The organism is Falsiporphyromonas endometrii (genome assembly GCF_042654485.1).
In the GTDB taxonomy this organism is placed as follows: domain Bacteria; phylum Bacteroidota; class Bacteroidia; order Bacteroidales; family Porphyromonadaceae; genus Porphyromonas; species Porphyromonas endometrii.
In genome coordinates this window covers 18,886-30,904 of sequence record NZ_JBHSGO010000217.1, presented here as the reverse complement: position 1 = coordinate 30,904, position 12,019 = coordinate 18,886, and the positions used below count along the sequence as shown (strand labels likewise).

The 12,019-nt window shown below is 40.4% G+C and carries 8 protein-coding genes; 1 reads left to right on the top strand and 7 read right to left on the bottom strand.

Annotation, left to right across the window (positions count from 1 at the left end; genetic code table 11):
- Positions 1-136: 136 nt before the first annotated feature.
- From ACFO3G_RS09740 to ACFO3G_RS09710, 7 genes are all read right to left on the bottom strand, one after another.
- Positions 137-580 carry a nucleoside deaminase gene (locus ACFO3G_RS09740; RefSeq protein ID WP_380080374.1) on the bottom strand — a complete coding sequence of 148 codons (444 nt, stop codon included), beginning with the start codon at positions 578-580 and terminating at the stop codon, positions 137-139.
- 60 nt (positions 581-640) lie between these two features.
- On the bottom strand, positions 641-853 hold the full coding sequence (locus ACFO3G_RS09735; RefSeq protein ID WP_380080372.1) for a hypothetical protein: 213 nt from the start codon (positions 851-853) through the stop codon (positions 641-643).
- A gap of 69 nt (positions 854-922) precedes the next feature.
- The gene (locus ACFO3G_RS09730; protein ID WP_380080369.1) at positions 923-2,206 is read right to left on the bottom strand and encodes a replication-associated recombination protein A; all 1,284 of its coding nucleotides are present in this window, start codon (positions 2,204-2,206) and stop codon (positions 923-925) included.
- Between the two features lie 111 nt (positions 2,207-2,317).
- Complete coding sequence (locus ACFO3G_RS09725; protein WP_380080367.1) at positions 2,318-4,678, bottom strand: ATP-dependent helicase; 2,361 nt, start codon at positions 4,676-4,678, stop codon at positions 2,318-2,320.
- A 7-nt stretch (positions 4,679-4,685) separates the two neighbouring features.
- A complete protein-coding gene (locus ACFO3G_RS09720; RefSeq protein WP_380080364.1) occupies positions 4,686-6,074 on the bottom strand; it encodes an SWIM zinc finger family protein in 1,389 nt (462 codons plus the stop codon).
- A 186-nt stretch (positions 6,075-6,260) separates the two neighbouring features.
- Positions 6,261-9,089 carry an excinuclease ABC subunit UvrA gene (gene uvrA, locus ACFO3G_RS09715; RefSeq protein WP_380080361.1) on the bottom strand — a complete coding sequence of 943 codons (2,829 nt, stop codon included), beginning with the start codon at positions 9,087-9,089 and terminating at the stop codon, positions 6,261-6,263.
- A 111-nt stretch (positions 9,090-9,200) separates the two neighbouring features.
- Positions 9,201-10,610, bottom strand: coding sequence for a T9SS type B sorting domain-containing protein (locus tag ACFO3G_RS09710; RefSeq protein WP_380080359.1), 1,410 nt, complete (start codon positions 10,608-10,610; stop codon positions 9,201-9,203).
- Positions 10,611-11,507: 897 nt separating this feature from the next.
- Between ACFO3G_RS09710 and ACFO3G_RS09705 the strand changes: the two genes are divergently transcribed.
- Positions 11,508-11,753, top strand: coding sequence for a hypothetical protein (locus tag ACFO3G_RS09705; protein ID WP_380080357.1), 246 nt, complete (start codon positions 11,508-11,510; stop codon positions 11,751-11,753).
- Positions 11,754-12,019: the final 266 nt, after the last annotated feature.

Here is a 12,019-nt window from a genome sequence, read left to right as displayed (position 1 = left end):
TCTTGAGATTGGTTGAAAGAAGAGTAGTGCCAATACAGATCAAGCTGTTTCTATTGTAGCGCATCTAAAGGGGCTACTCCACAAAAGTAAGTATAAATAAACTAAAGTGAACACATTTGTAGAAAGAATGTGTTTGTCATTTTCTACGCTCTTTGAAAAAGGATACCATGAGCTGCTTTGCCTCATCAGCTCTTATTCCTTGTACAACTTTGCATGATTTGTGCAAGACTTCTGGAGCCCATCTTCGATAGCCGTATTTCTCCTCAGAGGCGCCATAGACAAGTCGCCCGATTTGAGCATTGCCAATTGCGGTGGCACACATGGCACAAGGCTCTATTGTGACATAGATTGTACATCTGGATAAAATCTTGGCGTTGAGAAAGTTGGAAGCTGAGGTAATGGTTAGCATCTCTGCATGTGCCGTGATATCTGTCAAGGATTCTACCTGATTGTGACCTTTGGCTATGACCTGTCCATTGCAAACAATGACGGCTCCAATAGGAACTTCTCCTTCTGAATAGGCTTGGCGAGCTTCTGCCAAAGCAATATCCATAAATCGTGTGTCTTCAGATGTAATCATAGAATTTCATTTTACTTTTAGAACTTCGATCAGCTTGTAAATCACGTAAAATGAATAGGGTTACCACATCTCTTCTTCATCGAAGAGCAATGGCTGGTCCATCTCAAGTCTTTTGATTACCTCCCTCATAATGGTCTCTCTAAACCATCTGCCACGATTGTCTATCTTGTAATGAGCAAGATATGTCTTTATTGCTTCCCATTCTTTATCATTGAATGTTAAGTTCATCGAGTGAGTACGCCGCATCTGTGGAGGGTAAGATTTTTTGACCATTGGAAGATTGATTTTTACAAAAGTAAGAATTATTGTATTTGATAACAATATGATAAACTCGGATTGTTTTTAATCTGTCTTCTTTCTGTTGTTGTGTAATGTTGTGATTTTTGCTTCGTGTGGGGAGTGCGTTTGTGGATGCCAGAATACTGTGTTTACAGCATTGTCGGGCAGATATTGTTGTGGCACATAATGGTTTGGATAGTCGTGTGCATATTTGTATTCCTTGCCATATCCCAATTGTCCCATTAGTTCGGTTGGTGCATTCCTCAGATGAAGAGGGATTGGTAGGTTGCCTGTTTGCTTGACGAAAGCAATAGCCTCATTTATTGCATTGTACGCTGAGTTACTTTTGTCAGAAGTCGCAAGGTAGATAGTCGCTTCTGCAAGAGGTATGCGTCCCTCTGGCCATCCGATCCTTTCTACTGCTTCAGCCGCGGCATTGGCAATAAGCAAAGCGTTGGGATTGGCAAGACCTATATCTTCTGCCGCCGATATAGTAAGTCTTCTTGCGATAAACTTAGGATCTTCTCCCCCTTCGATAAGTCTTGCGAGCCAATAAATGGCAGCATCCGGATCGCTTCCTCTTATACTTTTGATAAATGCAGAGGCAATATCGTAATGAAGTTCTCCGCCTTTGTCGAATGCAGTAGGATTTTCTTGAATCCTTGAGAGAACCTTCTCATTGTCTATGACTAATTGATCTGATGTTTCTGAAGAATAAAGTAGATCTAATATATTCAGTAGTTTTCGTGCATCTCCTGCAGCATATCGTATCAATGCCTCTTCTTCCTTAATTTGAGTCTTTTTTGAAATCAGATTTGGGTCAGTCAAAATAGCACGATTGGCAAGATCTTTGATATCTGTTTCGCTAAGAGATTGTAATACATATACTTGACATCTCGAAAGCAAGGGGCGTATGACCTCAAAGCTCGGATTCTCAGTAGTTGCTCCTATCAAGCTTAGAAGTCCTCTTTCTACTGCGGCAAGCAAAGAGTCTTGTTGACTTTTGCTAAAACGGTGTATCTCATCAATAAATAGAATAGCCCTTCCCTTGGATGCAAAAAGGCTGTTTTGACTCTCTTGTATTTCATCAATCACTTGCCTAACATCCTTGACACCGGAATTGATTGCAGACAGTGTATAAAAAGGCGAATCGACTGTCTTGGCAATAATCTCCGCAAGGGTCGTTTTGCCAACTCCGGGAGGTCCCCAAAGAATCATCGAAGGAATGCGCTTTTGCTCTATCATGATTCGAAGTGGTGCTCCCGGTCCCACAAGATGCTTTTGTCCTACATACTCATCGAGTGTTTTTGGCCTCATCCTTTCAGCCAGTGGTTTTGTTGTCATCATAAGTCAAGTGATTGGAATAAATTGGAAGGTAGAGATTGTAACCTAATTGAGAACTATGTTACAATAATGCGCTAAGCTTTTTCTCCAAGATGATTTTGAATAAACAGATTCTTAGTCCAGACGAAGTAATTTGGCAAATCGCAAGAGAAGTTTTTTTGTTCCTATTGTTTCAAATTCCACCGTCGCTGATTTGTTGGCCCCTTCTCCCTCTACTATTATAACAGTACCGAATCCAAACTTTGGGTGTTTGACTCTGTTACCGGGATAGACACCATAGTCTACATTGTCATAAATGGGATTGTCTAATGTTTTGTCGATCTTACGAAGTCTGCGGCAATTCTTTTTTGTTGCAGTGGCTTCATACCGATCTTGATACTTTGGAGCTCTGTCATAATTTCGAGCCTCTTGTAATTGCCATGAGGGGCGATCAAAAGATTCATGATTCTTTCTTTGGAATCGTTCGACGTCAGGATCGTTGGAGAAATCCGATATATATCCTTTTTCTCTTTCGCATCCATCTCCTTCAATCTCTTTTAGAAATCTGCTTTCGACTGATGATGTCCTGTAACCCGCCTGGTATCTGGATGTGGCATGAGTAATGATGCATTCCTCTTTGGCTCTGGTGATGGCTACATAAAAAAGCCTTCGTTCTTCTTCCAAATCTTTCTCTGATTTGCTGTATGCCGAAGGGAATAGCTCTTCTTCGAGACCGGCAATCATAACCATCGGATATTCCAGTCCTTTGGCAGCATGGACCGTCATGAGTGAGACATAGTCTTGATCTTTGTCATCTTCAGCATCTTGATCGGTAACGAGAGACATATCTGTAAGGAAATCAGATAGCCCGGCATCTTCTCCATTTTCGTGTTGGTTGATTTCGTATTGTGTAATCCCGTTGATCAGTTCATTGATATTTTCCTTTTGAGAGATGGATTCTGTATCATTCCCTTGGCAATAGAAATCATATAGACCTGTCAGTTTGATTGTCTTTGTTACAATTGATTTGAGATCATTTTGGTCGAGGGTTCGAAGAGCTTCGAGCAATTCGTTGTATTGAAGTACATTTTTCGTTGCACCTTTGTTGAGTCCGGCTTGTGAAAGCAGTTTCTCGTCAGCAATGATATCACTCAATGCATATCCTCTCTCTCGAGCTAAGAGCATAATCCTTTCTTGTGATGTAGAGCCAATACCTCTTTTGGGTTGGTTGATAGTCCTCATAATAGCTTCGCTATCATTAGGATTGTTGATAAGTTTGAGGTATGCCATGACATCTTTGATCTCTTTGATGGCAAAGAATGACATACCTCCCTGTATCTTAAATGGTATAGCTCGTTTGCGAAGTTCTTGCTCCAGCAAGCGAGATTGGGCATTTGTTCGGTAGAGGATAGCTATATCTCTATACGAATAATGCTTGCGACTGTGAGCTTCACTTACCTGTTGTGCAAGATATTCTGCCTCTTTGATCTCACTGAAGCATTCTTTTACGAATACCTTTTCCCCCTTATCTCGTGATGAGAAGACCTCTTTTTTTATTTGTCTAATGTTATTTTGGATAAGTCTATTTGCAACATTGACAATGTTTTTTGTGCTTCGATAATTCTCCTCCAACTTAAATATCTTGGTACTGGGATAAGCCTCTTCGAACTTTAGAATATTGTCCAAGTTCGCTCCTCTAAATCCATAAATACTTTGTGCATCATCACCAACAGCAAAAACCAATCCTTGGGGACCCATCAGTTGTTGGATCAGTACATACTGTGAAAAGTTGGTATCCTGATACTCGTCAATGAGGAGATATTTAACCTCATTTCGAAGCGTCTGTCTGACATCTTCAAAGTCTCTTAAAAGTATATTGCTGTAATAAAGAATGTCATCAAAATCGAGAGCATTGGATTCGAATAATCTCTGCTGATAGGCTGTGTAGACATCTACAAGGCTTTCGAGTCTATTGCGTTTGTCAGCTTTTTTCAGAGTGTCGCTATTGCGGTAATCTTCTACCGAGACGAGTCTGTTTTTTGCATTAGAAATGTTGCTTAAACAAATCTTAGGTGTATACTTCTTATCGTCTAACGATAGATCTTTAATGATCTTTTTGATCAAAGATTTTTGCTCCGATGTATCGTAGATAGTAAAGTCACGATTAAAACCAAGCTTATCTGAAAATCTTCTTATAATCCGAAGAAAGACAGAGTGGAAAGTACCAACGCGCAAATCTCTGAACTTAACTCCATCCAATTCAGAAGCAATACGGGACTTCATCTCCCTTGCTGCTTTGTTGGTGAAGGTCAGGGCCATAATGGTCCAAGGTTGGTAACCTAACTTTATAAGGTGCATCATCTTAGCAACAAGGACCCTGGTCTTTCCGGATCCTGCACCGGCCACTACCAATGCGGGACCCGAACAATATTCGACAGCCTCACGCTGTACATCGCTTAATTTATCTAAATAGGAAGGAAATATTTGTTTGGTCATTAATAATTTAAATTAATCGCTTGATCAACTCAAGCAACTTCTCTCGTGCGCTCTCATCGCTAAGTACATGCTCAAGAGCTGCAATAAAGTCGCTCACCGCCTTGTTGTTGACTTCTATACCCGGAGTAAGTGTTTCGGGCTTCATCAAAACAAGTTCTTTTGTGATCTTCGTAACATCATCTTTGTCATGATAAAAGACAAATGGCTTAAGAATCTCCGGAAGATTCTTTCCGTCATTACGAAGTGGGAAGATCGGTCTGTATTTATGAATAAACTTATAAAATGGGCCCAATACATATGGGCTGATATGTTGTAAAATGGAAGAAAGCTGTACCGGTGTAAGTTGTGAAATATTGGTGATCCTCATAAAAAGATGTTCCATCTTCAGCCTCTTAAGTGCTGCTGACACCGGATTTCGCCATTCTTTCAGGCTGTCTGCTTTATCCACATATACAAAGGTACAAGTTGGGCTTGTATTGCTGACCTGTTTGGCAAATTGATGGTCGATAACAACTTGTATGGGAAGGTTGCCAAGACCGGCCTGGTCAAGTACAGCCCTCCAATAATTCATTCTTGTGACACTGTCTACCAAGATAATGCCCAAAGGTTGTCGAGATTGCTCCAAAAAGCAAATGGCTTCTGCGAGTGCCATAATCTCGTGCGTGATGATGGTATCTGTGATATTGACAATCAGGCCATATCCAATCTTGCAATAATCATATACTTTAGACTGTATATACGCCGGTAGTTGTGAAGTATATGGTGTTGTAATCCTATGCTGAGGGAAGTTTTCTTCTACTTGTGCTTCCCAATCTTGCTGATCGAGTACCTCTTTGGCCAGTTCGAATACATCTTCATAACATCTAAATGTATCGTCAATGGCAGTAGCTTTTCTGCAAATCTCATTGAGATCTTTGTATCTGTCAATGGGTAGAGTGTACTCACCATCAAAGTAAGTGTCTCTCAATTTTACAAACTCGTTACGTTGCAGCTCGCCAATTCTCATTTTGATACTTCTACCACCTTTGTAGCTTACATATATGGATGTATATGGCGCTTTGTACTCCATTTTTGCCCATGGGTATCCCTCTACATTTTGAGAAAGGTAGTGTGAGACGGCTTCAATATGTTTGCAAGTACCTAACCCATTAGTTCTAAAATTAAGACATGAACAATAGTTTTTGTCACTTCTTACCCCTCTGAATGCGACTTTGTATTTACCTGTGTTGCTACTTACAAGATAGTCCCCCCATATTCTGTTATTGTCCAAATGGTCGATCTTAAAGTTTGTTTCAATGGCACTTTCTCTTCGAAGTCTAGCTTGCCATTCCTCCACGCTCATCCCTTCGGGACAAACTTTGTTGGATAGTCTTCCTTCGTTTATAGTTTGGTCCATGTTAATAGTACTTATGTATATGAATGTAACGCTTTTGCGTTTCTAAAATAGTAGTACACTTATGTGTAATTTCCGTTGTTTCGTACGGTTTGCCCGTAAACCTTTTGCAAGTTTATGAATTATTTTGTTATTGTCTATCGAATTATACAAAAAGGTTTCATTGTGTTGAATGAGATTTTTATAATTTTACGATTGATAACCATTATAAGATCTGTGTAATTCTTCTTTTACATATGGAGCTGTTTGAGAGGTTTCGACATTGCACAGTTCTTCCGGAGTACCTTCAAACACCAATGTTCCTCCGTTCCTTCCACCTTCCGGTCCTATGTCTATGATGTAGTCAGCACATTTTATGACATCCAAATTGTGCTCGATTACGATGACTGTGTTGCCTCTGTCTACCAGCAACTGAAGGCTTTGCAGCAATACTCTGATGTCTTCGAAGTGAAGACCTGTTGTTGGCTCATCCAGAATATACATTGTTTTGCCCGTATCTTTTTTGCTGAGTTCGGATGCAAGTTTCATCCTTTGACTTTCTCCTCCTGATAAGGTTGCTGATGGCTGACCCAGTTTGATATATCCCAGCCCTACATCCTGCATTGCTTTGAGTTTTCTTTTGATGTGTGGAACCTGATCGAAGAAATCGATAGCCATATTGATGGTCATATCCAATACATCTGCTATCGATTTCCCTTTATATCTGATTTCCAGTGTTTCCCTGTTGTACCTCTTGCCTCCACAGCTTTGGCATGGAGCCAGCACGTCGGGTAGGAAATTCATTTCGATTGTTTTGTACCCGTTTCCTTTGCACTCTTCACATCGTCCTCCCGCTACATTAAAAGAGAAACGTCCTATTTTGTATCCCCTTGCCCGGCTCTCCGGTGTTGCTTCAAAGAGAGTTCTGATGTCTGTGAATACTCCCGAATAGGTTGCCGGGTTGCTCCTTGGCGTTTTCCCAATGGGAGACTGGTCTACAGCAATCACTTTATCCACAAATTCAATCCCTTTGAGTTCACTGTATTTTAGTGGGTTTTGGATAGAATTGTACAAATTTTGACTTAAAATAGGGTAGAGGGTGTCGTTTATAAGTGTGCTTTTGCCACTTCCGGAAACACCTGTAACACAAATGAATGTGCCCAAAGGGAAGTGTACGTCTATCTTTTTTAGGTTGTTACCTTCTGCACCCAAAAGTATAAGCTCCTTACCATTCCCTTTTCTTCTTGTTTTGGGAACATCAATGTTTCTCTTCCCTGATAAGTAATCTGCGGTGAGACCATTGGATTTGGCAATATCTTTTGGTGAACCTTCAAATACCACATGCCCTCCTTTCCTTCCTGCACCCGGACCCATATCAATCAAATGATCGGCATGCTCCATCATTTCTCTATCGTGTTCTACAACTATGACTGTATTGCCTATGTCTCGAAGTTTTTCGAGAGAGTGAATCAACTTGTCGTTGTCTCTTTGGTGCAAACCGATACTTGGTTCATCGAGTATATAGACCACTTCTACCAGTTGAGTCCCGATTTGTGTGGCAAGTCGTATTCGTTGGCTTTCTCCCCCCGACAATGTTGCAGAGGCTCTGTCGAGAGACAAATAACCTAATCCGACATCTTGAAGGAAAACCAGCCTGCCTTTGATCTCTTTGATGATTTCAGAAGCTATCTTTATTTGTCTGCTATCCAATTCTTTGTCCAATCCATCAATCCATTCTACCAGTTCATCGATAGAGAGGTGATTGATTTGTCCGATATTTTTGCCTGCCAAACGAAACTGAAGAGCTTCTCTATTTAACCTCATGCCGTGGCAGTGAGGGCAAGGCTCGGTATGAAGATAGTCTTGCAAAGTCCTTTTCATCTTCGCTGATGTCGAACCGTTGGCCAGCTTATCCTCTATTAGTTTGACAAGTCCCGGTAATTCTTCCAATGGAGAGGTTGGATTGCCGGAGAGCTCGTGATATTCTTCAGTACCATTCAAGATCTCGTCAATCATCTCAGCGGGAAGATCTTTCATAGGGGTCTGCAAGGTTGTATTATACTTTTCGCAAAGTTGGCCCATTAGGTAAAGGATAAATGATTTCTTAGACTTGCCAATCAATGTAATACCACCATCGATAATTGAGAGTTCGGGATTGATAAGTTTTGATCTGTCTGCTACAACTACCTCTCCTAACCCTTTGCATCTCGGGCACCATCCTTGTGGGGAATTGAAAGAGAAATTGTGGGGAGCCGGATCTTTGTAGGCTATCCCTGAAGTTGGGCACATGAGTGATCGGCTGTAGTATCTAATCTGATTGGTATCGACATCCAATACCATCAAAAGACCATCACCCTCTTTGAGTGCAAGAGTTATGGTGGAAGACAATCTCTCCTTGTCCTCTTCTCCTCTTATCTTTAGTTTATCTATTTGTACTTCAATGGAGTGTTGTTTGTAGCGATCCAACTTCATCCCTAACTTTATCTCTCTAAGTTCGCCATCGATGCGGACAGTTAGATAACCTTTTTTGCGAAGTCTTTCGAATAATTCTTTATAGTGACCTTTTCTATCCCTGACGATGGGAGACAAAATCAAGACCTTTTTTCCAATGTAGTGTTCCAAACACAAATCGACAATTTGCTCTTCGGTGTATTTAATCATGGCTTCTCCGCTTGCCCAGGAGTAGGCAGTCCCTGCTCGAGCAAAGAGAAGTCTGAAAAAATCATAGACGTCTGTTACAGTGCCGACTGTTGAACGTGGGTTGCGGTTGGTCGTCTTTTGTTCTATCGAAACTACCGGACCAAGTCCTGTAATCTCTTCAACATCGGGACGCTCCATGCCACCTCCCAGGAAGCCTCTGGCGTAAGTGCCGAATGTGTCAATATATCTTCTTTGACCTTCTGTATAAAGTGTGTCGAATGCCAATGATGATTTGCCACTCCCACTCATACCTGTGATTACAGTCAGAGCGTGTCTGGGAATGGTAACATCTATATTTTTGAGGTTGTGCTCTCTGGCACCATAAATTTCTATATCCATATTGAATACAAATACTTCGTAATAAACTGGTACACTATTGTTTTGGCCGGCACCACTATATTATTGACTTTATTGTCTGAATAAAACCACTTCTTTTGGGAAGTGGCTGTCTCATTGCTGCGTAGGGGGATTGCTTTCTTGGGAAGTGTCGTTGCCATCATAACCAACGATATTGATGTCGCCTTTTTTAAGATAGTCGATCCCATCCGCTCCCTTTGCTTTGATAAGATAAAAATAGACACCGGGAGATACATATTTCCCTTTGTATTTGCCGTCCCAACCACTTGCCGGGTCATCCCAATGGAAAAGTTGGTTGCCATATCGATCATATATATATGCCTCGAATTTGACCAGTGATTTATACTTGACTTTGAATATATCATTGATCCCTGGTGATGCATTGGGGCTAAAGGCGTTAGGTATATCTATAAATGACTCCTTTATGACTACATGGTCTTCAAAAGGATAGTCGCTACAAGATCCATCTCTGTTTGATACCTCAAGGGTGATTGTATATTTCCCCGCCTCTCTGAAGGTATGGGTAAAGTTGGCCCCTGAGTATTTAACAAGTATCTCCTCCGGATTGTTTGAAGGGAAAATTGTCCAAGTGTAGATTGCAGCCACCGGATCGTTTCCTATTGCGATGAAATCTACTTCAAGTGGCGCTGAGACATCACCAAAGTCTATCTCTTGCTGATTGTCATCAGAATCCGGTTCTGTCTTGGCCCTCATAGATTTGATTTTAGGTTGCGGAGCATTATCGGAGTGTACTACCATATACGCATGCACTTCAAGTCTTCTTGATGGGTAGGGATTGGATGTTGTGGGTGAATACTTGAGGCCTAACTTTTCGCCATAGAGATCTGTATGCAGTGTATAAGACGCATCCAAAAGAGATTGTGTCAGCGTAACTTGGTTTCCTGAAACCTCTTTTTGCTCTTCCATCTCTTTATTGTCAAATCTTTTGAGATCTTCATTCCATTCCAAAGACGGATATGTAAAGATAATTTTCCTCTTGATGGATTTATTCAATCCGGCAGGAGTGCAGTAGTTGATGGATTCGATGTCTTTGTCCCAAACCAACGAAACAAGGCTGCAAATGTTCCCTTCACTATCGGTGGCCGATATGGATGTGGGAATGCTATATTTGGAATAGTCTGTCAGCCAATATGCAGCCTCGATGTTGCCGGCATATTTTACCAAATATCCCCCCTCTTGTGGTGACAAAAGATGAAAATTGCCATCCGCTTCACTCAAAACCTGAAGCTTTGTTGCCTGATCTTTGGACTTTGTGTAAAACCATAGCTCTCTATCTTTTCCTCCTTTGATGGATATATCCGAACCACTCATTTGAGATACCAATACAATGTCAATCTGTCCCATGCGGTCATGTTCCACTATGTATGTGCCGGCATTGTTTGAAGATACTTGTGCTTGAAACGGACTAATAGCGGCTATCCCTAATGCTAAAAGAAGGAATGCCTTAATAAGGTAATGAGTATGAGCCAATGTTTTATACATATTCGAATCTTCTTATCGTACAAAGATATACAATCTAAACGGCTCTTGTCGTTGCAATGGCTATCAAGATGATGGCAACTAAAGAATCTTTTTCTTTTAGAAATGGGACAAATAAAAATAGTCCTTGAGTTTTGAACAGAAATCACGGGGTTTTGAACATCTGCATCTTGATATAAAGCTCTGATTGTTATGTGTTTGATAGTCATTATCAACACATCAATAGGTTGTGCCAATGGATTTCTAAAATATCCGTAAAGTATTGTTATATAGTTGTTTATGTCTTTATTAATAGCTTTCCAACTTTTAGGATGTTTCATTTGTATGTACTATTTTTGCAGTCCTTTGTCTTTAATGATGGTGAATTGTTTGAATACAAGGAATGTTTAAAGTGTTAGTATTCGAATAAGCTTGATGATGGTCGAACATTTTGTTTTTACTGAACCTTGTGAAAGGATTTGAACATCTTTTCATCAAGTTATTAACAGCCTATTATTGTGTTATAAGTTTGATTATCATGCTGTTGTTTGTTCTTTTATTGAGATATACACAATTATCATTACTGAGATTCGGCTTTTGTCATTGTCATTAGTGACTTTTTTATCAGGTTATCAACAACTTATTGTGCATATTATTGACAGCTTATAAACAGTAGTTGATGATAACTTAGTCCGGAAAAAGTTGTTATCAACAGTTCCCCTTCCACTATTGAATGGTACTAATTGTATTATAATCAATGCTTTATAATTTGTTATTAACAAGTTGTCAACAAGTTATGATATAATTTTGTCCACAATCTCTCGTTTTAAGTTCCCCTATGATTCTCATCATATGAATGTATTCTCATTGTTTAAGAGAATCCTTTTTAGTATATTAGTCGCTGATATAGAATTAATAACCATGGAGATAAGCATAATACTAACCATATTTTTGATGATCATTTCGCTTGTTGGAACTTTCTTCCAAGCAGCTGAAATATGTCTTATCTCGGAGGAGCAAATCGATCTGTGCAATTGTCTTTCTCATAGGACTGAGAAGTTCATAATGAGAAAGCTTTATTTGTTAAATATTGTTGCCTTTAACTTTGCTCAAAAAGCAGCTCAAACAGCACTGATTCAACTCAAAAATCTCAAATTCATGGGTTAGGGTCACCTGACCTTCTTGACGACTTTGCGCGTTTTTATAGTACGAAACGGGCTTTTTTATGCGCTATTTTAACAAATAAGGTCGCGCGAGAAGCAATCTGTTCTCGCGCGACTTTCGATCTGATCTCGCGCGACCTTGACATGCGAAGTCGCGCTACTTGGGGTGCAACCTCGCGCGAGTTTAGGTTCAAAGTAGCGCGAGAATGGATTGCAAGTCGCGCGACCTTCCAAAAAAGGCGGCCTAAAAGCTATTTTTCAGTCGCCTAA

Excerpts from the sequence above, each read along its gene's own strand:
- ACFO3G_RS09740 (WP_380080374.1), bottom strand. The coding sequence starts at position 580 with ATGATTACATCTGAAGACACACGATTTATGGATATTGCTTTGGCAGAA.
- ACFO3G_RS09735 (WP_380080372.1), bottom strand. The coding sequence starts at position 853 with ATGGTCAAAAAATCTTACCCTCCACAGATGCGGCGTACTCACTCGATG.
- ACFO3G_RS09730 (WP_380080369.1), bottom strand. The coding sequence starts at position 2,206 with ATGATGACAACAAAACCACTGGCTGAAAGGATGAGGCCAAAAACACTC.
- ACFO3G_RS09725 (WP_380080367.1), bottom strand. The coding sequence starts at position 4,678 with ATGACCAAACAAATATTTCCTTCCTATTTAGATAAATTAAGCGATGTA.
- ACFO3G_RS09720 (WP_380080364.1), bottom strand. The coding sequence starts at position 6,074 with ATGGACCAAACTATAAACGAAGGAAGACTATCCAACAAAGTTTGTCCC.
- uvrA (WP_380080361.1), bottom strand. The coding sequence starts at position 9,089 with ATGGATATAGAAATTTATGGTGCCAGAGAGCACAACCTCAAAAATATA.
- ACFO3G_RS09710 (WP_380080359.1), bottom strand. The coding sequence starts at position 10,610 with ATGTATAAAACATTGGCTCATACTCATTACCTTATTAAGGCATTCCTT.
- ACFO3G_RS09705 (WP_380080357.1), top strand. The coding sequence starts at position 11,508 with ATGGAGATAAGCATAATACTAACCATATTTTTGATGATCATTTCGCTT.